General features: G+C 60.5%; 12 protein-coding genes. 6 read left to right on the forward strand and 6 right to left on the reverse strand.

The window, feature by feature from the left end; translation table 11 throughout:
• Positions 1-18: 18 nt before the first annotated feature.
• The 6 genes from L901_RS09860 (at position 19) to L901_RS09885 (ending at position 14,603) form a co-directional block, all read left to right on the forward strand.
• The gene (locus tag L901_RS09860) at positions 19-918 is read left to right on the forward strand and encodes a LysR family transcriptional regulator (protein ID WP_059756063.1); all 900 of its coding nucleotides are present in this window, start codon (positions 19-21) and stop codon (positions 916-918) included.
• A 775-nt stretch (positions 919-1,693) separates the two neighbouring features.
• Positions 1,694-4,636: a hypothetical protein gene (locus tag L901_RS09865; RefSeq protein ID WP_059756066.1), complete on the forward strand. Its 2,943-nt coding sequence runs from the start codon at positions 1,694-1,696 to the stop codon at positions 4,634-4,636.
• Between the two features lie 93 nt (positions 4,637-4,729).
• Positions 4,730-5,695, forward strand: coding sequence for a glycosyltransferase family 2 protein (locus tag L901_RS09870; protein WP_059756068.1), 966 nt, complete (start codon positions 4,730-4,732; stop codon positions 5,693-5,695).
• Between the two features lie 303 nt (positions 5,696-5,998).
• Positions 5,999-7,960 carry a tetratricopeptide repeat protein gene (locus tag L901_RS09875; protein ID WP_059756190.1) on the forward strand — a complete coding sequence of 654 codons (1,962 nt, stop codon included), beginning with the start codon at positions 5,999-6,001 and terminating at the stop codon, positions 7,958-7,960.
• A 103-nt stretch (positions 7,961-8,063) separates the two neighbouring features.
• Positions 8,064-9,221, forward strand: coding sequence for a UDP-galactopyranose mutase (gene glf, locus L901_RS09880; protein ID WP_059756071.1), 1,158 nt, complete (start codon positions 8,064-8,066; stop codon positions 9,219-9,221).
• A gap of 195 nt (positions 9,222-9,416) precedes the next feature.
• Complete coding sequence (locus L901_RS09885; protein WP_059756073.1) at positions 9,417-14,603, forward strand: S-layer family protein; 5,187 nt, start codon at positions 9,417-9,419, stop codon at positions 14,601-14,603.
• 102 nt (positions 14,604-14,705) lie between these two features.
• Here L901_RS09885 and L901_RS09890 read toward each other — a convergent pair whose 3' ends face one another.
• From L901_RS09890 to L901_RS09915, 6 genes are all read right to left on the reverse strand, one after another.
• Positions 14,706-16,133, reverse strand: coding sequence for an FAD/NAD(P)-binding protein (locus L901_RS09890; RefSeq protein WP_059756076.1), 1,428 nt, complete (start codon positions 16,131-16,133; stop codon positions 14,706-14,708).
• 183 nt (positions 16,134-16,316) lie between these two features.
• Complete coding sequence (gene sfnG / locus L901_RS09895; RefSeq protein WP_059756079.1) at positions 16,317-17,420, reverse strand: dimethylsulfone monooxygenase SfnG; 1,104 nt, start codon at positions 17,418-17,420, stop codon at positions 16,317-16,319.
• A gap of 22 nt (positions 17,421-17,442) precedes the next feature.
• Positions 17,443-18,033, reverse strand: coding sequence for an FMN reductase (gene msuE / locus L901_RS09900; RefSeq protein ID WP_020811337.1), 591 nt, complete (start codon positions 18,031-18,033; stop codon positions 17,443-17,445).
• 295 nt (positions 18,034-18,328) lie between these two features.
• Positions 18,329-20,272: a methyl-accepting chemotaxis protein gene (locus L901_RS09905; protein ID WP_059756082.1), complete on the reverse strand. Its 1,944-nt coding sequence runs from the start codon at positions 20,270-20,272 to the stop codon at positions 18,329-18,331.
• Positions 20,273-20,602: 330 nt separating this feature from the next.
• Positions 20,603-22,492 (reverse strand): M48 family metallopeptidase, encoded by a 1,890-nt coding sequence (locus tag L901_RS09910; RefSeq protein WP_059756085.1) that lies wholly within the window; start codon positions 22,490-22,492, stop codon positions 20,603-20,605.
• Positions 22,493-22,500: 8 nt separating this feature from the next.
• A complete protein-coding gene (locus L901_RS09915; RefSeq protein WP_059756087.1) occupies positions 22,501-24,537 on the reverse strand; it encodes a DUF4034 domain-containing protein in 2,037 nt (678 codons plus the stop codon).
• Positions 24,538-24,623 lie beyond the last annotated feature (86 nt).

Genomic DNA, 24,623 nt, shown 5'->3' on the forward strand with positions numbered 1-24,623 from the left:
ATTTTTGAAATAATGGCGATGAACGATCATAAAGCTCTCAAAACCTTTCTGATGGCGGCCGAAAAGCGCAACTTCGCGCAGGTCGCCCGCGAACTGGGCATGACGGCGGCTGCCGTCACCCGTGCGATTGCCGCGCTTGAAGATGATCTCGGTGTGCAGTTGTTTGTCCGCACCACACGCCAGGTGTCGTTGACGACCGACGGCGCCGTCTTCGCCGCACAGATCCAGCCGGCGGTCGAGGCGCTGGAGAATGCCCGGCGCGATGTCCGCAACGCCCACAAGGCGGATGAGGGACGTCTGAGGATCAGCGCGCCGACATGGCTCGGCAAGACGGTGCTGCCGCCGATCCTGTCCGGCTTCCGGGAACTCTATCCGAAAATGTGCTTCGAGATTTCGCTCTCGGACGGCCTGATCAATATCGTGGATGACGACTACGATCTGGCAATCCGCATTTCGTCCGCCCCATCGGACAAATTCACCATCTGGCGCAAGATCAGGGCCGTGCCGAGAATATTGGTGGCGGCCCCAGGCAGCCGGTTCACGCAGATGGAACATCCAAGCGAACTGACCCCTGACGATTGCCTTGCCTATAGCGGTGAAAGCCGGCGGGAGAACTGGGTCCTGTCGGACGGCGGATCGAGCATCGCCATCTCGGCCGGCCGCGCATTCAGCGCCAATAGCGGTGAGGTTCTGGCCGATATGGCGGCGGAAGGCGCCGGTGTGGCCCTGCTGCCGGGATTTAATATCGCCGAACATATCCATAGCGGCCGGCTCGTTCATGTGCTGCCCGGCTGGGCGCCGCCCGAACTCTGGCTGACGCTTTATTATCCGCCCTATCAGGCGCTGCCACCCCGCATTGCGACTTTCTCGAAATTTTTCGAAGAGCAGTTGCCGGCGCATATGGTGATGCTGGATTAGGCCTGCACCACGCTTTCTCCGGCCCGCGCACAAAGATCGGGATTGTTCCCTCACGGCACCGAATGGATGGTCGATGACGGGAGCGACCGGTCGCTTTCGATATCCGATTTCTTGAATGGCGTCGCCGAATCATCGCGCGACCCGTGCCTGCCCGCCCAAAGCATTGCCGTGGCCCGGAAACCGGAAATAACAGCTTCCGTTTCAAAAAAACCAACTAGACGGCACCCGAAATAAAGACGACAAAGCAAAGCATTGTCCGATTCTGGCAGGCGTTACATAGGTGGGTCAGCTCCCGGCAAGAATCGAAGGACAGTTTTAGACGAAAATAACGATCAAACCCTTGCGCTCTCGCCCCTCCAAACGGATACTACTTATCCGGGAGCGGTCACGTCTGATTGCCCGCAGTGGAAGCCGATCGAATCGATAGTTAGCTTCGTAATTTTATACTCTATAAGACTCTAAGATACGCAAACATCAAGAATAAAATGCGCCGCCTCCAAATATTAACTAGGCTTTAAATGTTGGCCTGATATGACACGCACGTCGCGAAAATCTTAAGCGGCAGAAATTATTAAGCGGCATTCGCACAAGCTAGCGTGGAAAATCCGGGCCCCCTTCTCCGGCTCGAATTGCATGATGCGTTTCCAGCGCAGGTTCACATGAGCCATGTTCTCCACAATTTCGCTTTATTTGCGGATGTCGGACCGCTGTCATCACGGGCAGTGTCTGGCAGCAGATAGGCGTGACCAGTCGCCATCCGGTAAAGGACACGTTCATGACTTCGATTCTCTCCTCACTGTCTGCTGTGCAGATTTCCAAGCTTTCCACCTCCACGATCGCCAGCCTAACCTCGGAAGACGTGAATGCCCTGGACAGCACCAAGATCAAGGCCCTCTCGTCGTCTCAGATCGCTTCTTTGAGCACAGATAACCTTGCTCTTTTCAGCTCTGAAGATCTCCGGGCCATTTCGGTAAGCGCCTTCAAGGGCTTGACGCTGACCCAGATCGCAAAGCTGAGCTCCGCTCAGATCAGCGGCCTGTCGGCGTCTCAGGTTACGGCGCTTTATACCAGCCAGATCGACGCCCTCTCGACCGACCAGATCAAGGCTCTCAACTCGGCTCAGGTCGCCGGCCTCAGCTCCGCTCAGGTCGCAACCCTGAACAGCAGCGAACTGGCACTCTTCTCCTCCGACGAGATCAAGGCCATCAGCGCCAACGCCATCGCCGGCCTGTCCGCAGCAGCGCTTGCTGCTCTCAGCACCGAAAACGCCGCCGCCCTGACAAAGTCTCAGATCGCCGCCCTGTCTTCGACGCAGCTGAACGCCCTGTCTTCCGATAGCCTTGCCACCTTCTCCGCCGACGAGATCAAGGCCATCAGCACCAAGCTCCTCGCCGGCCTCGACGTCACCAAGCTGAGCACCGGCAACGTCGCCGCCCTGAGCAGAACGCAGATTTCGGCGCTGTCTTCCGCACAGTTCGCAGCCCTGTCGACGGACCAGATCAAGGCCCTCAACTCCGATCAGGTCGCCGGTCTCAGCTCCGCTCAGGTCGCAACCCTGAACAGCAGCGAGCTGGCACTGTTCTCGACCGACGAAATCAAGGCCATCAGCGCCAATGCTGTCGCCGGCCTTTCCCTGGCCGGTCTCGGCACTGAAAACGCCGCCGCCCTGACAAAAACGCAGATCGCTGGCCTGTCTTCGACACAGCTGAATGCCCTGTCTTCCGAGAGCCTTGCCACTTTCTCGACCGATGAAATCAAGGCCATCAGCACCAAGGCCCTCGCCGGCCTCGATGTCACCAAGCTGAGCACCGGAAACATTGCCGCCCTGAGCAGAACACAGGCCGCAGCACTGTCCTCCGCACAGTTCGCAGCCCTGTCGACCGACCAGATCAAGGCCCTCAACTCCGATCAGGTCGCCGGTCTCAGCTCCGCGCAGGTTGCGACCCTCAGCAGCAGCGAGTTGGCACTGTTCTCGACCGACGAAATCAAGGCGATCAGCGCTAACGGCATTGCCGGTCTTTCCGCGGCAGCGCTGGCTGCTCTCAGCACCGAAAATGCCGCTGCACTGACCAAGACGCAGATCGCTGGCCTGTCTTCGACGCAGCTCAACGCTCTGACTTCCGATAGCCTTGCCACCTTCTCCACCGACGAGATCAAGGCGATCAGCGCCAGAGCCCTTGCCGGCCTCGACGCCAGCAAGCTGAGCACCGGCAACGTCGCCGCCCTGAGCAGAACGCAGGCCGCAGCACTGTCCTCGGCACAGTTCGCAGCCCTGTCGACGGACCAGATCAAGGCCCTCAACTCCGATCAGGTCGCCGGCCTCAGCTCCGCTCAGGTCGCAACCCTGAACAGCAGCGAACTGGCGCTGTTCTCGACCGATGAAATCAAGGCGATCAGCGCCAACGCCATTGCCGGCCTTTCCGCAGCAGCGCTTGCGGCTCTCAGCACCGAAAATGCCGCTGCACTGACCAAGACGCAGATCGCTGGCCTGTCTTCGGCACAGCTCAACGCCCTGACTTCCGATAGCCTTGCCACTTTCTCGACCGATGAAATCAAGGCCATCAGCACCAAGGCCCTCGCCGGCCTCGATGTCACCAAGCTGAGCACCGGCAACGTCGCCGCCCTGAGCAAAACGCAGATCACGGCACTGTCCTCGGCACAGTTCGCAGCCCTCTCGACCGACCAGATCAAGGCCCTCGGCTCGGAGCAGGTTTCCGGTCTCAGCTCCGCTCAGGTCGCAACCCTGAGCAGCGCCGAACTGGCTCTGTTCTCGACCGATGAGATCAAGGCCATCAGCGCCAATGCTGTCGCCGGCCTTACCCTGGCTGGTCTCGGCACTGAAAATGCTGCCGCGCTGACCAAGACGCAGATCGCTGGCCTGTCTTCGGCACAGCTTAACGCCCTATCTTCCGAGAGCCTTGCCACCTTCTCGACCGACGAGATCAAGGCCATCAGCACCAAGGCCCTTGCCGGCCTCGACGTCACCAAGCTGAGCACCGGCAATGTCGCCGCCCTGAGCAAAGCGCAGGCGGCAGCGCTCTCTTCGGCGCAGTTCGCAGCCCTGTCGACCGATCAGATCAAGGCCCTCGGTTCGGAACAGGTCTCCGGTCTCAGCTCCGCTCAGATTGCGACCCTGAGCAGCAGCGAGCTGGCTCTGTTCTCGACCGATGAGATCAAGGCCATCAGCGCCAACGCCATCTCCGGTCTTACCCTGGCTGGTCTCGGCACTGAAAACGCCGCCGCGCTGACCAAGACGCAGATCGCCGGCCTGTCTTCGACGCAGCTTAACGCTCTGTCCTCCGACAGCCTTGCCACCTTCTCGACCGACGAGATCAAGGCGATCAGCACCAAGGCTCTCGCCGGCATCGACGCCAGCAAGCTGAGCACCGGCAATGTCGCCGCCCTCAGCAAAGCACAGGCGGCAGCGCTCTCCTCGACGCAGTTCGCGGCCCTGTCGACCGACCAGATCGCAGCCCTCAACTCCGATCAGGTCTCCGGCCTCAGCTCCGCGCAGATCGCGACCCTGAACAGCACTGAACTGGGCCTCTTCTCGACCGACGAGATCAAGGCCATCAGCGCCAATGCCATCGCAGGCCTTTCCACCGCTGCCATCGCTGGTCTCAGCAGCAGCCAGGCCGGTGCGCTCTCGGCCCAGCAGCTGAAGGTCATGAACGATGCACAGGTCGAGGCGGTCATCAAAGCCTACAAGGCAGTATAAGCCTTAAACGACCCGACAAAACCTACGACGCGGCTCAGGCCGCGTCGTAACATTTTAATTGCAGAATGCCCCAGAGGACATTCAGTATCTGTCATGGCAAAAATATCCGTCATCATCCCGGCCTACAACATGGCCAGTCTTATCGGCGAAACACTCGACAGTGTTCTGCGCAATGAAACCGAGATGGATATCGTCGTCGTCGACGATGCCTCCACCGACAATACCTGCGACATCGTCGAGCAATACATCGCGCGGCACGCCAATATAAGGCTGATGCGCAGCGAGACGAACACCGGGCCGGGCGTTGCCCGCAACAGGGCGCTGGCGACCATCGACAGCGAATATTGCCTGTTTCACGATGCTGACGACCTCCTGCATGAGGGAGCCATCGATACCGTTCTGCCCTTGATGGATGAGACGAATATCGATGTCGCCGCATTCAGATATAGCGTGCTGAGAACGGCCGATGGCCCTGCCGGCGAAATGGCGCCTATCGACAAGAATATCTGGGATAGCGTCCTCGGCAGCCGCGACAGCGCAATGATCGACCTCGACTCGACCGCGCAATTCCTGGTGACGATCAATTACCCATGGAACAAGATACTGCGGACATCTTTCATTCGCCGGACGAACTGGCGCTTCTCCACGGCGCGGATCAACGAAGATATCCTGCCGCACTGGGCGGCCTATATGAATGCCGGACGGTTTCTGGCCATTAACACCAGCCTGACAACACACCGCCTCGTCCCGGGGCGGGAGCAGCATACGAGCACGTTCGACGAGCGCCGGCTTGAGATGTTCGCAGCGCTGAAAGACATCGAGAAGCTTTTCCTGGACAATCCGATCTTCAGGGCAAAATATTACCCGATCTTCATCGTCTTCAAGGCGGGTTTGCTGGAATGGGCGGCCAAGCAGATGCGGCAGGACCTGCACGGTCTTTTCCGCGAATATGTCGCACATTCATATCAATACTTCACGGATGAAGACTTCGACAGTGTCTACCGGATCAACCCGTCGATCGCGCTGGCGAGCTACAGGATGAAATACTCTCATCGCTAGACATGTGGGCGTCCCTTACTGCGGCATGACAGCATCAATCTCCCGGAAGCCGGCGCCTGACCGGGAGGAAACTTCCCTCGACCACGCCACCGGCTGATCTGGGCAAGCAACCCCGCTTCAAACACATCCAGCCACAGGCAAGTTACCTGCGATAGCTAAGGACGGCCCATCAACAGGCTGTTCTTATCTTCGACCCTTTGTCGCTTGCCGCAGGATATCATGACCGCCAATCCCGTCTCACCTTCAAACGACGCCGCCGCTCCCAGCGCCCTTGATCTTGCGCGGAACCAGCGGATGAGTCTCATGGATCTGCTGAGCGTAACCGAGGCGCTCAGTGCTGCCGGCCAGCGAGCCGCGGCTGCGGAACTCTACAAGACCTGGGTTGCGTTCAACGACAACAATCCCGTCATCCATCTCGCCTATTTCAACTATGCCGTTGCGCTCAGCCAGCTTGGCGACCGCGCGGGCGCCGTGCAGGCGTTCCGCGCCTGTTTGAAGGCCAATCCGCAATTCGCTCCCGGTTACATCAATCTCGGTCGGGTCCTCGAAGATAGCGGGTTGATCGGTCAGGCCGTGGAACAGTGGTCGCATTTTGCCGAAACGACGAAGCACCTCGACGCAGAAGCGATCGGGCATCGGCACATGGCCCTGCAGAACATCGGCCGGGTTCTCGAAGGCGCCGGAAAGCTCGAGGACGCTGAAACCGCTCTGCTGCAGGCATTCGAGCTGCGGCCGGAATTGCCGGAGGCAGGCCAGCACTGGGTGTCGTTGCGGCAGCGCCAGTGCAAGTGGCCTGTGCTTGCTCCTTCAAACCACGTCCCTGCGCGCAAGATGCTCGATGCGATGTCCTCGCTGACGCTGAGCTGCTATGTTGACGATCCGATGTTCCAGCTGGCCAAGGCATATCGCTACAGCAAAACGGTGGTCGGCACGCGGCCGGACCTCAGCCGTTTTCCGCGCAGGTCGCCGAAGCTGAAGTCCGGAACCGGTGAGCGGCTGCGCGTCGGTTACCTCTCGTCGGATCTTCGCGATCACGCCGTGGGCTTCGCCCTTTGCGAGGTTCTGGAGTTGCATGACAAGGACAGCCTTGAGGTCTTCGCCTATTATTGCGGTAACGTCCGCAACACGGACAGCACGCAGGAGCGGATCAAGGCAGCAGTCCATTGCTGGCGGGATATCCACGGCCTGGACGATGCCGCAGCGGCATCGCAGATCATCTCCGACGAAATCGATATACTGATCGACGTGAACGGCTACACCAAGGACGCGCGCACGAAGATTTTCGCCTATCGCCCCGCGCCGGTCATCGTCAGTTTCTGCGGTTATCCCGGATCGATGGGAAGCCCGTTCCATCAGTACCTGATTTCGGACGGTTACATGATCCCGCCGGAGAACGACATCTATTACTCCGAAAAGGTCCTGCGCATCGCCTGCGACCAGCCGCTCGACCGCAAGCGGCCCATCGCCGCCCGGCCAAGCCGGGCCGAGGTCGGATTGCCGGAAGATGCGTTCGTCTATGCCAGCTTCAACGGCATGCAGAAGATTACCGAAAGCTGCTTTGCGCGATGGATGACGATCCTGTCGCAGACGCCGGGCAGCCTGTTGTGGCTGCTGGCGGGCGATGAGGACGTCAATCAGCACCTGCAGGCCATCGCAGAAAAAAGCGGTGTCTCACCTGACCGGCTCGTCTTTGCGCCGAAGGTTCCGAACCCGCAACACATCGCCCGTATCGGCGTTGCCGATCTGTTTCTGGACACGTTCCCCTATGGCGCTCACTCCACGGCCGCGGATGCCATAACATCCGGCCTGCCCGTCCTCACCATGTCCGGCAAGACATTTGCGGCACGCTTCTGCGGCAGCATCGTCACCGCAGCGGGTGTTCCGGAAATGATTTGCTCTTCGCCGGAAGACTATGTCGCCCGCGCCATCGGCTTCGAACGCGACCGGAAGAAGCTTCTGGAGGTCAGAGAATCGATCGCCCGGCAGCGCGACACCAGCGTATTGCGGGATATTCCCGCTCTGGCGCGACGTCTCGAAGAGCTGTTCTGGCAAATGCAGGGCGAATGCGAACGGGGCGAGACGCCGGTGCCCGATCTCAGCAATCTCGATCTTTATTATGAGCTGGGCGCGGAAGCCGTGTTCGAGAACATAGAGTTCGAAGACGAGCAGAGCTATCGCAATCGCTATCTCAAGAAGCTCTCTCAATGGCACGACTATTCGCCAATTCCCTATGACAATCGCCTCTGGCGGAAACCGGATAACTGAGCACGGGATAGTCTCGACCGGCCGGGGCGATGCGATGCGCGGCACCTCTTCGATGCAAATCTCGACCGCCCGCCGGGCGATATATGAACGGGACTGATTACCAATGTTCGCGGACGAAAGAATTGTGATTGTGGGCGCCGGGCTTTCCGGCGCGGTCATCGGCCGGGAGCTGGCGCTGGCAGGCCACAGGGTCGATATCGTCGATGCCCGCGACCACATTGCCGGCAATTGCCACACCGAACGCGACGGTGAGACCGGCGTTATGGTGCATGTTTACGGTCCGCATATTTTCCACACCGACGACAAGGAAGTCTGGGACTATGTGAACGGCTTTCAGACCTTCATGCCTTACAAGAACCGGGTCAAAACGACGAGCGGCGAGCGCGTCTATTCGCTGCCGGTCAATCTGCACACGATCAACCAGTTCTTCGGCAAGAATTTCCGGCCCGATGAAGCCAGAGCCTTCATCGAGGAAAAGGCCGACAAGTCGATTACCGATCCACAGACTTTCGAGGAGCAGGCGCTGCGCTTCGTCGGCCGCGATCTCTATGAGGCCTTCTTCAAGGGATACACCGAGAAACAATGGGGCTGCTCGCCGACGGAACTGCCAGCCTCCATCCTGAAACGCCTGCCCGTGCGCTTCAACTATGACGACAATTACTTCTTCCACAAATATCAGGGCATGCCGGAAACCGGTTATACGGACATGATCGAACGCATCCTCGATCATCCGAACATCAGCGTCAAACTTGGCACACATTTCCAGCGCGCCGAAGCGCCGGCCTCTGCACACGTCTTCTATTCCGGTCCGCTCGACGGCTATTTCGACTTCGAATTCGGCCGTCTGGCGTATCGGACACTCGACTTCGAACGCTTCACCTATGACGGCGACTATCAGGGTTGCGCGGTGATGAATTATGGCGACGCTTCGGTGCCCTTTACCCGCATCACCGAACACAAGCACTTTTCTCCGTGGGAAGACCATGCCGGCTCCGTCTGCTACAGGGAGTTCTCCCATGAATGCGGCCCGCAGGACATTCCCTATTATCCCATCCGGCTGGTCGAGGACAAAGAACAGCTCGCCGAATATGTGGCGCGCGCCGAACGGGAAGCGTCGGTAACTTTTGTCGGGCGGCTCGGGACCTATCGTTATCTCGACATGGATGCGACCATTCGCGAGGCGCTCGACACCGCCCGCCTCTATCTCGCCCGGCGAGCGGAGGGCGCTCGCATGCCGGCATTTCTGCATTCACCCGTCTGAGACGGGCCTATCCGTTCTCTTCCATAAATGCAGGCAATTAACGCTCCGGCGGCCGAAGCGTAGCAACTTCAGGTTCAGGCAAGCCCGATTGCGTACTCAACATCTGAAAAATGGTGGACCTGCGTAACCGACGCCCTTTCCGGGGCTTTAGCAGAAAATCCACCTGTTGGGCCTGGACTTTAGGATTTTTCAGACATGACGTCGATCATTTCTTCCCTGAACGTCAATCAGATCAGATATCTTTCGACAGAGGCGGTCGCAGCCTGGACAACCGACGACGTGGCGTCGCTTTCCACAACGCAGATCAAAGCGCTCTCGTCGGCCCAGATCGCGGCACTGGATGTGGAGGATGTCAAAGTCCTCAACTCACAACAGTTGAGCGCCATTTCGCAGGGCGCCATCGTTGGCCTGACACTGGATCAGCTCAACATTCTCGATCAGTACGCCATCAAAAGCCTGAATTCGAGCCAGATTTCTGCGCTCACCACCACCCAGCTCCATGCCCTGACGACGGAACAGGCGGAGGCTTTGACCTCATCTCAGGTGCGCGCCCTCAATGCGACGCAAATTGCCGCCCTGAGCGCGGAAGATATAGCGACATTCTCAACCGCCGACATCGCCGCAATCACGAGCAAAGCCATGCCGGGCTTGAGCACAGAGGTGATCGCAGGGCTGACCCCGGATCAGATCGCGGCCCTGAACACGAGCGCCGTTGCGAGCCTGACGACCGACCAGATCGCGGTCCTGAACCCGGAACAGGCCGAAGCCCTGTCGCCGGCGCAGGTCAAAGTGCTGAGCTCGATGCAACTCGCTGCTCTCGGCACAGACGATATAGCGACATTCTCGACCGCCGACATCGCGGCGATTACCGTCAAGGCCATGCCGGGCCTCAGCACCGAGGCAATCGCAGCGTTTAGCCCGGATCGGATCGCCGCCCTCAGCGCAAGCACGATTGCCGGTCTGACGATCGACCAGATCGAAACCCTGAGCACCGCCCAGATCGCCGCATTGACGACGGCGCAGATTGCCGCACTCAAAACGACGCACATTGCCGCCCTGAGCACCAGCCAGGTCGAAGCCCTGTCGCCGGAACAGGTGAGGTCGCTGAGCGCGGCACAATTCGTGGCCTTAAGCGCGGAGGACATCGCGACATTCTCAACCGCCGATATAGCGGAGATCACCGGCAAAGCCATGCCCCGTCTGGGCACGGAGACGATCAGCACGCTTACCAAGGAGCAGATCGCCGCATTGACGACGGCCCAGATGAATGCCCTCGGCGTAGCGCAGTTCCAGGCCTTGAGCGCGGCTCAGATCGAGGCCCTGTCAACCGCTCAGATTGCCGCCCTCAGCACCGGCGTGGTCGCAAACCTGATAGCCGACCAGATCGAAGCCTTCAGCACCCAGCAGGTCGAGGCCCTGTCCTCGGCACAGGTGAAGTTGCTGAGCTCGATCCAGCTTGCGGCCCTGAGCGCCGAGGACATAGCAACGTTCTCGACCGCCGATATCGCGGCGATCACCGGCAAAGCCATGTCCGGCCTGAGCGCGGACGCAATCGCGGCGCTGTCCACCGCCCAGATCGCCGCCCTGACCACCAGCGCCATTGCCGGCCTGACGGCCGATCAGATCGAAGTTCTAAGCACCGAGCAGGTCGAGGCGCTGTCTCCGGCGCAGGTGAAGTCCCTGAGTTCAGCGCAGCTTGCAGCCCTGGGCATCGAGGATCTGGCGACATTTTCGACCGCCGATATCGCAGCGATCACGAATAAAGCCATGGCGGGCTTGAACACCGATGTTATCGCGGCCTTCACCACGGCTCAGATCGGCGCCCTCACCACCAGCGCCATTGCCGGCCTCACCTCCGATCAGATCGAAGCCCTGAGCGGCAATCAGGTCAGCCTTCTATCCACCGCGCAGATCAAGGCGTTGAGTTCGGTTCAGGTCGCCGCCCTGGGCAACGACGTGGCCGCCCTGTCCACCAGCCAAACGGCCATGTTGAGCACATCGGGCATCAAGGGCCTGACGAGCGATCAGGTTGCGGCCCTCAGCATCGATCAGTTCGCGGCCCTGACCACGGCCCAGATCGCGGCTTTCGGCTCGGGACAGATTGCAGCATTGAGCACGGACAATATAGCATCGCTTTCCGTGGCCCAGCTTGCGGCAATGAGCACATCCGGCATCCTGGGACTTTCGACCGGCCAGATCGCCGCCCTCAGCACCGATCAGGTTTCCAAGCTGTCGACCAAGCAGATGGCGCGATTGAGCGCGGCACAAATTGCCACCCTCGGCACAGACGACATAGCCGCTCTTTCAACGGCCCAGATCGCCTCCCTGAGCGCTGCGGGCATTACGGGACTAAGCGCGCAGCAGCTGGCGACCCTCACCACCAGCCAGGCCGAAGCCTTGACGAGCGCGCAGATCGTCAATCTCGGCTCCACACAGATTTCGCAGCTGGGGACGGACGATCTGGCGAAATTCACGACCAAGGACATCGCCGCGATCACGTCCAGCGCAATCGCAGGACTGACGGCCGAAACCCTCGCTTCCCTGACGACAGCCCAGATTGCCGCCCTGAATGTGCAAAGCATCGGTGCGTTGAGCACCGCGCAGATCGCCGCCTTGAGTATCGCCCAGGTCGAAGCCTTGACCACCGCCCAGGTCGGCGCTCTCAGCTCGAAACAGATCGCCGCCTTGAGCGCGGACAACATTGCGACATTCTCGACCAAGGATATCGCCGCGATCAGTTCCAGTGCGATCGCCGGATTGTCGGCAGAAACCATCGCCTCCCTGACGACAGCCCAGATTGCCGCCCTGAACGTGCAAAGCATCGGTGCATTGAACACCGCGCAGATCGCCGCCCTGAGCACCGCTCAGGTCGAGGCCTTGACCAGCGCCCAGGTCGGCGCGCTCAGCTCGACGCAGGTAGCGGTCCTGAGCGCAGAGGATATGGCGACGTTCTCGACCAAGGACATTGCGGCCCTCAGTTCGAATGCCATCCCGGGCTTGTCCACCCAAACCATAGCGTCGCTGACGACAGCGCAGATCGCAGCGCTGAGTACGGCTGGCATTGGCGGGCTGAGCACCGGACAGGTCGCAGCGCTTACTGGCGATCAGGTGGACGCCCTGACCAGTACCCAAATCGCGGCACTCACCTCCAAACAGGTTGCGGCCTTGAGCGTGGCTGACATCGCCTCGCTTTCAGCAGCCCAGATAGCCGCCTTCAGCACGGCGGGCATAACGGGCCTGACCACTGACCAGATCGCGGCCCTTGACACCGCGCAGGTCGAGGCTTTGACCGATACACAGGTCAGTGCTCTCAGCTCGAAACAGATTGCGGTCTTGGGCACGGACGACATGGCAACGTTCTCGACCAAGGACATTGCCGCGATCAGTTCAAATGCCATCCCGGGCTTGTCAACGGAGACCATAGCGTCGCTGACCACGGCCCAGGTCGCAGCCTTGAGTGCGGCTGGCGTTGGAGGGTTGAACACCGGACAGGTCGCCGTCCTGACGAGCGATCAAGTCGACGCCCTGATCAGTATCCAGGTCGGCGCCCTCACCTCCAGACAGGTTGCCGCCCTCAGCGTGGCCAGCATCGCCTCGCTTTCGGCAACCCAGATAGCCGCTCTCAGCACGGCGGGCATAGCGGGCCTGACCACCGATCAGATCGCCGCTCTCAACACCGCTCAGGTCGAGGCCCTCACCAGTGCTCAGATCGGCGTCCTCAGCGCAAAACAGATTGCGGCCCTCAGCGCCGGTGGCCTTGATACATTTACCGCCGCCGAGCTGGCTGTCATCAGCTCGAGTGCGATCTCGGGCCTGTCGACAGCGGCAATCGCTTCGCTGACGACGGCGCAGATCGCCGCCCTCGGCACGGCCGCAGTACCCGGCCTGACCACCGCCCAGATCGCGGCCCTCGGCACCGGTCAGGTGGATGCCCTCACCAGCGCCCAGATCGCCGCCCTCACCTCCAAGCAGGTTGCGGCTCTGAGCGTCGCCAGTATCGCCTCGCTCTCGGCAGCCCAGATAGCCGCCCTCAGCACGGCGGGTACGGCGGGCCTGACCACCGATCAGATCACGGCCCTCGACACCCTTCAGGTCGAGGCCCTGACCAGCAGTCAGATCGGCACTCTCAGTTCGAAACAGATCGCAGCCCTCAGCGCCGGCGATCTCGATACATTCACTGCCGCCGAGCTGGCTGCCATCAGTTCGAATGCGGTCGCGGGCCTGTCGACAGCGACGATCGCTTCGTTGACGACCGCTCAGATCGCCGCGCTCGGCGCGGCGGCAATACCGGGCCTGACCACGGATCAGATCGCGGCTCTCGGCACCGGTCAGGTAAGCGCGCTGACCAATACCCAGATCGGCGCCCTCACCTCCAAACAGGTTGCGGCCCTGAATACGGCCGACATCGCCTCCCTTTCCGTCAGCCAGATAGCGGCTCTGGACGCCAAGGCGATTGCAGGCCTTGGCAGCGCACAGACCGGCGCGCTGAACATTGAACAGGTCCAGACATTATCCACCCGGCAGATAGCATCGCTGAATTCGGATGCGCTCAAGGGCCTGTCCGCGGAGATGCTGGAAACCTTCTCGACGGAGGAACTCGCGGCGATCGGCTCAAGCGCGATAAAGGGACTGTCCACGGACTTTATCGCCGCTCTTTCCACCGCCGAGGTTGCGGCCCTGAGCACGGCTGGCGTCGCCGGATTGACCAGCGATCAGATCGATGCCCTCGGCAAGGACCAGATCGAAGCACTCTCCACCAGCCAGATCGCCGCATTGAGTTCGGCCGGACTTGCGGGGTTGACGGCGGATGATCTGGATACATTCTCCACCGGGGAACTCGCCGCCATCAGTTCGACGGCGATAAAGGGACTGTCCGCCACCGTCGTGGCCTCCCTGTCTTCTCAGGAGATCGCTGCTTTGACGACAGGCCAGGTGGCTTCGCTGAGCTACGGTCAGGTCGCGGCAATGGGGTCCGCGCAAATCGGAGCGCTGTCACTGTCACAGGTCAGCGTCCTCAACGCGCTGCAGGCAGCCGCGCTTGGCGGCGACGACCTGACGGCATTTTCCACCGAGCAGATCATCAGCCTGAGTTCGAGCGCGATCTCGGGATTGGGCACCGGTACGCTCGCTGCCCTGACGGCATCCCAGGCGGCAGCCTTCACGCCAGGCCAGGTCGCCGCCATGACATCGGCACAGGTTACGGCCTTGAACAGCGCCAAGACCACCAACAGCTCTGTGCAGGATATCGCCTCCCTGATCTCAACCACAGATGAGACGACTTCGACCCAGGACAGCGCGACCAGCACCTCAGTGGAGGCTTCGAGTGAAACGCAGGAGGCGTCTGACGTCGCTGCAACCATTTTGTCTTATCTGGACGTCTGACTTTAGCCTGCGAATAGAGGGAAATAACCGGGCCGGGATAGCTGCCGTCGCCTGATGGCAGCCGCTATTTCGCCGGCTCATCAACGCCGCGCCAGTGTGCGTTCAAACCGGGGCCGGACTGCTCGTCGCTGGCGCAAGGCTCCGTGCGATTTCTCCGGCAACGAAGATCGCGTGCTCGGTAACCTGGGGCAGGCCCATCAGCTCACCGAAGGTTCCACGCGCCAGCGGACCCCCGATCAGCAGCGTTTCAATGGCCTGGCCGCGGCTGTCGATGGCGCGGGATCGCTCGTCGCAGTGGATGCCCAGCCCCGTCGGGCAAAAGGTCAGAAGACCCGCCTGCTCCAGACCGGAAAGAAAAGCCTGCGATTTCAGAATTCCACCATGGGCGGGACCGGTCGTCACGACGATAGCATCGACGTCGAGCCGCGCGATGTCCCTTTTGCCGCGAAACCGCAGATCGACACGCAGCGAACCGTCTTCATCAGCCTGCGCGGACACAAGCGACCCAGCGACGATCTGTAACCGGCCCGAAATTATGGCCTCATCCAGAAGTCTCTCCACCTGCGGCGCGATCCTGAACCGGTGCGCGTCCCAGAAAGGCCGCAGCCACCGCACCACCCTTCGCTTTTCGATCAGCGGAAGGTTCCGCCATATGTCGCGTCCCTGCAGGCGAACGGCGTCCAGAACGCCATGCCAGCTCGCACCGCCCGCTTGCGACACTCGCACAGCCTCTCGAATCCGCCGCAATAGTTCCGACGCGCTTTTGGACGGCGGATCGACAAAATCGCCGTAGGGTTCCTGCGGCAAGGCCGGATGGCCACGCGACCGCAAGCCGCGGCGCGACAGCGAAACGACCCGCGCATGATGGCCGCGCCGGTGGAGCGCGGCAAAGGCATCAGCCGCGGTCAAGCCATTACCGACGATCAGAATGCGGTCACCCGCGGCGATATTTTCCAGCGCGGCGTCCGCATTCAAGTCCGCCACCAGTTTCGGATGACCGGCAAGCGGTTTCAACACCTGCGGAAGCGCCGGCGGCGGATGGCTTGTCGCAACCACCACGATGTCCGCGAAGTGGCTATCGCCGTCTGCGGTTTGCAACTCCCAGCCATCCGCATGGCGGGCCACATGTTCCACCGTGCTGCGCCTGTGCTCAACGATGCCAGCATCCAGCAAAGGCGCGATTTCGGCCGCGACATAGGCGCCGAAGACCCTGCGTTGCGGATAGGCCTGCCCATCAGGCAAAACCGCTGCTGCATCGCCCGCAAGCGCGTTCGACCTGTCGAGATAATGGAGGAAATTATCCGGATCATCAGGATAAAGCGTCATGCGCCCGGCCGGTACGTTGATCCGGTTGGCCGGCTCCGGCGTGGAATAGGCAAGCCCCGCACCCAACACCGCTCTCGGCTCGAACACGACGATCCGCACATTTTCGAACGCCCCAGCGGCTCGATGGAGATGAAGGGCAATCGCTGCCCCGCTAAATCCACCGCCTATGATGGCGACAATGGCATTCTTCCGGCTCACTGACATTTCAACTCACGCGATCTCGGCGGCACGCCCCGAATAACGTCCAATTTTAGCAGCCGGGATGAAAAATTGACAGCGATGCGTGTCAGACCGCGCAGGTTCGAACGCATGCGTCCAGTCCGGTTCGGCTGCGGCGCTTTCGGCGGATCAGCGGCAAAGGCCGCCGCTCCACCTTTTCTGCCTGCGTTATTCGGCTGCAATCGCCGCGCTTTCTTCGGCCTCTTCAAGTGCGCGCACCAGCGGAATGACGTGCTTGCCGAAATACTCGACCTCCTCCTGGAAATGCAGGAAACCGAGCAGGATGAGATCGGCGCCGGCGCGCTTCAGGCGCACGATGCGTTCCGCCACCTGTTGGGGGGTGCCGATGAGGTTTGAGCGGAAACCGTCATTGTACTGAACGAGATCCTCGAAGCTGGATTTCGCCCAGTTGCCCTCTCCTTCCGGGGAGGCCTTACCGGCATTCTTCACCTCATGGCCAAAAGCGTTGACCGCTTCCGGATTGGCCTTCTCGATGATTTCGGCAAGCACGGCCTTTGCCTCTTCCTCCGTCTCACGCACGATGGCGAAAGCATTTACGCCGACCTTGACCGAATGATTGTTGTCAGCCGCCTTGGCACGGATGTCATCGACCTGCCTTGCGATCTCTTCCGCGGTGTTACCGTTGGTGAAATACCAGTCGGAAACGCGGGCCGCCATATCGCGGGCTGCGCGCGAAGAACCGCCCTGAAAGATTTCAGGCTGCGGATCGATCGGCTTCGGCTTCAGGGAATAATTGTTGAAGCGATAGAAATCGCCGCGGAAGGTGAAGCTGTCTTCCGTCCAGATGCCGCGCAGTGCCCGGATGAACTCCTCCGAGCGGCGATAGCGCTCGTCGTGGTCGAGCCACGGTTCGCCAATGGCATGGAACTCGCCGCGAAACCAGCCGCTGACAATGTTGACCGCAACGCGACCATTGGTGAGGTGGTTAATCGTGGCGATCTGTTTTGCAGCGAGCGCCGGGTTCCACGGCCCCGGCAGAATGGCGGCGATGACCTTCAGCGTCTTTGTCGACTCCAGCAGGGAATGGCTGAAAGACACGGATTCATGCTGGAACTCGGCGCCGTAACCAGCCGTGAAGCGAATCTGGCTCAGCGCATAGTCAAAACCGCTCGCTTCCGCGATCTGCGCGAGCTTGCGGTTATAGTCGATGGTCCAGCTGGTGCGTTGCTCGATATTCGAGATGACGAGGCCACCGGAAACATTCGGCACCCAATAGGCGAATTTAACGGGCTCGGCTGTGCGTGCGGTCATGATAAATTCCTCTCTTGCAATCTCAGTTGGCAGCCGCTTCGCGTGAAACGACGGAAAGGGTCGGATGGTGATCGCCGCCGCCAAGCGCTTTGGCGGGTAAAAGCTCGAACAGATCGGCGACGGCGCGCTCAATGCGCGCTTCGACGGCCGGGTTTGAAAGCGTGTATCCGGTAAAATCCGCCTCGACGGCATAAACCGTGGTCGGCACGGTGACAGCGCCGAAGAAGCCGAACAGCGGACGGAACTGGTGTTCCAGCATCAGGCCATGCAACGGCGAGCCGCCGGTCGCGGCAAGGATCACGCGTCGACCCTGCAGGGCACGGAAATCGACGAGATCGAATAAATGTTTGAGCGCGCCCGTATAGGAGGCGCGATAGACCGGCGAACCGACGACGAGCACATCGGCAGCCTCGACGGCATCGACAATCGCACGCCCGGCCTGGTCGAGCTCATCTGCGCGCAATGCCCGAAATAGAACCGGCGCGGCATCGGCAAGATCGATGAGGTCGGTTTCAACCTTCGCCGTCCGCCCGATCGCCGCAACAATTCGTTCAACGACATGCGCCGTGCGGGATGGCCGCTTCACACTACCGGAAATGCCGAGGATCTTCATATCCGTTCGCCCTTCTTTTGTGTGTATTTTCTATGTTTTTAATAGGCTATCAAAGACGCTCATTCCAAAAGCCGTATATTTTGAGAAATGCTTTCGCGTATTTGGGCCGAAGCGTCGACTGTTTCGCACGGGGCAAGGCGGTCGCTGCAAGCGCCGAAGCGGAAAGCCGCTCATGCCCTCAACGGGCGGATATCGCCCAAAAGCAGGACACCGGGGATCTCCGATCCCCGGTGTCAATATTTAGAGCGATGCTCTCAGCGCCTCAATTGAAGGCGACGTAAAGGCAGGGCAAGGATCAAAACTCCTCCCAGTTGTCGGGGGCGGTATTCAACGCGGCATTGCCTGAAAACGCCGCCCTTATCCTGCCGCCAAGCGCACGCGCGGGAGACGCTGCGGGCCTGTCGACAATCGATGCCGTGCGTACGGGCGCGGAGGCCTCGCCATAACCGCCTTCGGACAGTTTGAACTGCGCAATCAGCCCGTTGAGCGAAGACGCCTCGCGTGCAAGCCCGTGGCTGGCGGCGGTGCTTTCCTCCACCATGGCAGCGTTCTTCTGGGTGTCCTGATCCATCTGGTTCACGGCCGTATTGATCTGCTGAAGACCGGAGGATTGCTCCTGTGCCGATTCCGCGATGGCCGCAACGTGCCGGTTGATTTCCTGCACCTCCGTCACGATCAGTTCCAGCGCCTTGCCGGTTTCACCAACCAGCTGCACGCCCTGCTGAACCTGACCGTTGGATGTCGTGATCAGGTTCTTGATCTCCTTGGCCGCACCAGCGGAGCGTTGCGCCAGTTCGCGAACCTCCTGCGCAACGACGGCAAAGCCCTTGCCCGCCTCACCCGCACGGGCAGCTTCCACGCCCGCATTCAGCGCCAGAAGGTTGGTCTGGAACGCGATCTCGTCGATCACGCCGATGATGTTGGAAATCTCATTGGCGGACGTCGCGATCTGCTCCATTGCCGCGACGGCCTGCTGCACCACCTCTCCGGATTTTTCAGCGCCGACTTTAGCACGGCCGACGAGGTGACCCGCTTCCTGCGCCCGCTTCGTGGCGTCCTTCACCGTCGTGGTGATCTCTTCCAGCGCAGCCGCAGTCTCTTCAACCGCGGCAGCCTGCTGCTCCGTGCGTCTCGCCAGATCGTCCGCCGCAGACCTTATCTCGTTGGCGCCAGCGTCGATGCCGCGCGCGTTCTGCGCCACCTGGCTCAAGGTCGACTGCAACTGTTCCGCAGCCCGGTTGAAATCGCCGCGGATACCGTCAAGACCGGAAACGAACGGCTGAACGATCCGGTAAGTAACGTCGCCCTGGGCGATCTTCGAAAGGGCCGTGGCAAGATTGTCGACGGCAAACTGCACGTCGGCAGCTTCCCTGGCCTTCTGTTTCTCGCGCTCGATCCGGTCCTTTTCGGAAGTCGACCGGTTGGCCTCCGTTTCATTCTCAAGCCGGAGGCGTTCGATTGCGCTTTCGCGAAACGCCTGAACCGCAGCAGCCATCTGGCCGACTTCATCCCTGCGATCCATCCCGGAAATTTCGCTTGCCGTATCACCGGCCGCGAGCGACTCCATGCGCGCGCGAAGCCGCGCAATCGGGGTGGTGATGCCCCGGGAGGAAATGAGCAGGCCAAGTGCGATCACGGCCAGCGAAACGAGCGCGAGCGTAATCAGGCCCGTCCAGATCGTCGTATTGGTGCTGGCTGTAAGGCGTTCTCTCCCCTCATTCATCACCTGGATGAGCTGCTCATTGCCGGCGCTGATCTTTGGCGAGACTTCGGCAATTTTCCGAAGCACGTTGAGCGCCATCTGTTGCGCTTCAGCGCGTTGCCCTGCCTGCATGAGGGCGATGACCTGATTGCCGATCTCCTCGACTTCGACAACACCCTTGAGGATATCGCGGGCGGCATCCGTGCGCGCCGGCACCAGCTCCATGATCTTGTTCTGGCGTTCCTCGAGCTGCTTACGGTCGGCTCTGAAGGTTTTGACGGCAGCTTCGAAATCAGCGCTGGCCGGATCGTTAAGGCTGGCGCGAAGCATCTGCATGCCGAGTGCGTTGAGGTTTCCGCTGGTTCTGGCGTTCAGAACCGCAGCAAGGGCCTCATGGCCGATGAAATCGCTATAGACGCTGTCGGTGCCTTTATATTGCAGGCTGACGTAGCTTATTCCGGAAAGCGACATCAGGCTCATCAACGAGATGACAAAAACGACCTTCGTTTTTATCTTGGTATTGTTCAGGAAAGACATGAATGGCCTCAAGGCAAGCACTCCTCCAGCCGCCCTCTCAGGAGGCCGGGGAATATATAATGAAACATCGCGGGTAGCTGTTGCCCCTCCTCATAGGGCGACAAGCGGATGCCTTTTTTCGAACCGCCGCCGGGCGGGTCGTCATGGGTCCGCTTGTTCTACCGGCTCCGCCGATGAAACCTTGGAACCTGCGTATTTTAGATTTCACAAAATCACTAAATGAAGTGTTACCCGGGATAGGCAAGTGCTGACAATTCGCCACGCCGCAGACCGGTTCGAGCATCGTTTTTAAGCCTGGCAGCAGCCGGCGCCGTTATGCAAGCCTGTAACCTACGCGACAACGGCCGTGCCCACTCGGGCAATCAGGCTATCATGCCTGCAATGGGCCGGGACTGTATCGTTCGGCCCGATAAAACGAAGCTGCAGATGAAGATGCAGCCGCGCCTGCAAACGCTCAAACAGCCGCTTGCAGGCGGAAGCGTTCCTGTCCTCGTCGCCGGTCAATTTGCCGATGAGGCGCATGAACCAGCCGTCATAGGCCTGCACATAAAGGAACCAGCGTGTCGGGTCCGGCGCACCGGGCGGCGTGTCGCGGCAGAGCCAGATGGCGTGTGCATGCTGAAACAGCGGATGAAGCGTGCCTTGCAGCAAGGCGAGTTCGGATGCTTCCAACCCGTGAGGATGGAGACCGGTATGGTTGGCGGCGGATCGGACGGCATCTTCGCTCGTCCACAGACGGTCGGCGATCTGCCGATGCTGCTCCGCCGCCGGCCTGTCTCCCACTCGCAGGCAGAGTTCGCAGAGGTGGCGATGGAGCCGATACCTGGAGAAAGAGGGATTCCGTCCGATACGGTGCCACAAGGACATCGCCCCGTGTATGTCTCCGGCTTTCTCCATATCCTCTGCCCGTAGCTGTAGAAGCGTCGCCTCTTCAGGTGAATACCGCAATCCTTCCGCGATCGCCTCGGCGCGCAGCATGCCTGACGGATCGAATTTCTCTGAAAGCAGCGCCAGTTGCAGCCAGTCCTGCTCGTCGAACATCTGTTGTTCGCGACGCTGCAGGAGCCTTGAGAAGTCGCTGCGCTGACGGATATGCCAGTCTTTTGCGTCCTGCCAGCCTCGTGCGGCATTGTCGCGCCAGTCTGCATCAAGCCGTGCCGCGATGCCGGGGGCTTCTTTCCCCAGCCATTCGGCGGCGGCGGAGATCTCTTCGAGACGCCAGGGCAGATGATCGGGAAGCGGGCCTGCCGGATCAAACCCCGTCGCGGCAATGCGCTCCGACAAAACGGGATGGGTGCTATGACTATCCGGTTTCTGGCAGAGGTCTTCATGCAGCCAGACGGCCGCCTGCGCGCCATCTCGCGGGCGGCTGTTCTCCGGCTCCGCCAACATCAGGGCAAAGGGTCGCGCCTCGGCGATGTCATCCTTGTCTGCCCCAACAAACATATCCGGCCAGAATTGGCTGGACAGGGCTCTTTGCCGCAATGTGAGAGCGATTTCCGTCTCAAATGCGATGTCGGCGCCGCAGACCGTGATCGCCCGCGCATCGGCAACCGCCTCGCAGCGACGGGAAAACTCCAGCGTCTCGCGCATCATGCGCGGTACATACCAGGCAAGAAACAATCTGAGCGGCGCGGTGACCAGCCGGTGATTGCGCTCATGCAGTTTACCGAGCGCCGCCCAGCGTTGGCGAGCCACATAGGCCCAGCGCGCGAAATGACCGTGCAACCGGGAAATATGGGCGTATTCATGCGCGATGACGGCCGCGGCCTGCCGTCCCGTCAACAGGGCGAGAAGCGGCAGGCCGAGCACCAGAACATGCCTCGGCTGGCCGCCACGGGAGCCCGTCTGATAGATGGACGCGTTAAGCTCGGCATTGATATAGACGGCCGTGAAGGCTGGCGCATCGCAGGCGAGGCGCAACCGTTCAAGCTCTTCGGCAAGGGCGGGAACCCTGTCGGCCTCCAGCAATATTCCATCCGAAACCGGTGGGGGCGGCACTGCCGCATAGGCTCGCAGGACCAACAGCCCGTAAAAGACCCATGACAGCGCCGGCAAGGCAAGAAGCACCAGCAGAAGCCGCGAAGGCACCAGCAACACAAGCAAAAGAGGCGACAGGATCAGCGTAAGGCCGCTTACCAACAAGAACATGTCGCCAAAAGCGAGCCAGGCCAGGGCTCGCCATCTGCCTTCGCGCGGTGACTGGAGGGGGCTCGCCATGCCGACGCTTATTTCGGTGGAAGATGGTCGCTTGAAAGTTTCTTGCCGAGGAAGAAGGCCTTCAACGCCCGCCCGGCCATCTGCAATCCGCTCGATCCATAAACTTGCGTTTCCATCCACTCCAGTGACGAATGATCGGGGAAGAGTTCCTTGTAACGGTCGAACCATTGCATGGCGATAAACTCGCTTTTGGGAACGCCATCGCCGTATTTATAGGCGAGAACGACCTGGCCATAGGCCTCTCCGGCAATGTGGTCGTCATGATAGTCGATGAGGGATTTCATATTGGCGACGGCCTGCTGTTTTTCCTCCGCAGTGCCGTGCCGGCGATCAACGCTCGCCAGTCGAATGAGGGACATATCCACGCCGCCTTCCATCGCGCCACGGTAATATTCCTGAACCCGTTCGAAATTTTCCCGGAGCGACAGATCGAGATTGTCGACATTTTCCAGCCGCCAGGCATAGTTATAAAGCGCGACCGGTTCACCTTCCTCGACTGCCTGCTGAAGCCAGCGCCCCGCTTCGTCGCCGTTGAGCAGTTGCGGGTCTGTATCGGGCCGGAATCCCGTTGCTATGTCATACATGCTTGCCGCGGCCGAATAGACGCGCCGTTCAGCGAATGCGCGGGTCAACCAGGCCGACTCCTGCTGGAAGCCTCCATCCCAGATCATCCGGCAAGCATGCATCGGCGTGAACTCATCGGGCTCGTAGAGCGGTTCGAGCTGCGCGACCCGGTCGACCAGCTGCGTGGCGATGGCCGGGTTCGTCTCTATTCCCCACATGCCGAACTGCCAGGCGAATGCCGCCATGGTCAGCATGGTCGGCTCGTCGAAACGACGGACGGCCGTTTGCAGCACGTTTGCATAGGCGCCGTCGTGATCCTCGAAATGCTGGATCAACATCAGATTGGTGAAGTCCCGGAACGGGCCGTCAATGGCCGGATAGGTTCCAGGCGCCTTGCAGTAACGGATGGATTCGACATGGCGCTGGTGCGCCAGGTTTTCGTCCTGGAGAGAATAATGGGTGAAATTGGCGTATTTTCCGAGGGAAACGAAACGCAGGCGATCTGTGAGATCCCGCGCCAGCCAATTCTTGAAAATCCTCTCCCGGGCGGCAATTTCGCGGGTATCGCCGGGTTCGGGATAATCGGGGATGGTCAATGCATCCTGCACCCCCGGCCAGCGCACGGAATTGCGCTCCTGTTCGCTCAGCGCGGAACATAAGGGGCCTTTGGCGAATTTTTCGACCTCGCCATCATCGCCACCCCATCGCGGGCTCAAATATTGCGCGTAAGAAACCAGGATTTCCGGCCAACGGGGCCGAAGCGAAAGGCAGTAGCGCAACCAGTAATAGCCGGGATTTTCGGCGTCCCCCTGCTGCAGGGGCGGTAGCGAGGCAGGAAGCGTCGCCGTTATGACGCCGGGCGGCTTCAATCCGTGTCTGGCAAGCCGGGCGCATGCGGCTTCGTAAAGCTCCGGTTCCAACTCATCTCGCGCTACCGTCTTTTCAGCGGGCGTACCCAGAAACAGCGCATCGACGAAATCCGGCTGCCCGAGATACTGGCTCATCTCCATCATGGTTTCCGCGGCAAGAGCAGGCCGCGCGGAAAGGGCCATCGCCTTCAGCAAATGCTCTGCCGCAATTATGCAGGCCATGTGGGCGGCGGCCCACTGGTCTTCCCCAACATCCGATGCCCAGGTCGCCGTTCGGATGTCGCAGGCCCGGCGGAAGTAATAGTGACCCGCGACCTGCCTTGCATGATATGAAGCCGGGTATGCCTGCCTCCAGGCATCGAGCAGTTCCAGTCTGAGGGCCGCGTCGACGCTGGCGCTGTCGAACAGGCCCGTGTCGGTCGAAAGATGGATATAGTGATCGTCCGCCAGATCGTCGGACTGCCACCATGCCGCCTCAAGCGCCGCGAGTATACGCTCGACCTCGTCGAAACGCCGTTCAAGCATCGCCTTTCGCAATTCATCCTGCTGACGGAATCTCGCCCATTGCGGACCATCCAGTGGCAGGGGAGACGAACTTGTGACTGTTTTCATGAATGGCTCCTCAGCGGATACGTCCTTCCTTGGAGCACCAAAGAACCCCCCGTGTCGAGATATGTGAGGAGACTTTTCCCGGCACT

This window comes from Agrobacterium sp. D14, from assembly GCF_001526505.1.
Classification (GTDB): Bacteria; Pseudomonadota; Alphaproteobacteria; order Rhizobiales; family Rhizobiaceae; genus Agrobacterium; species Agrobacterium leguminum.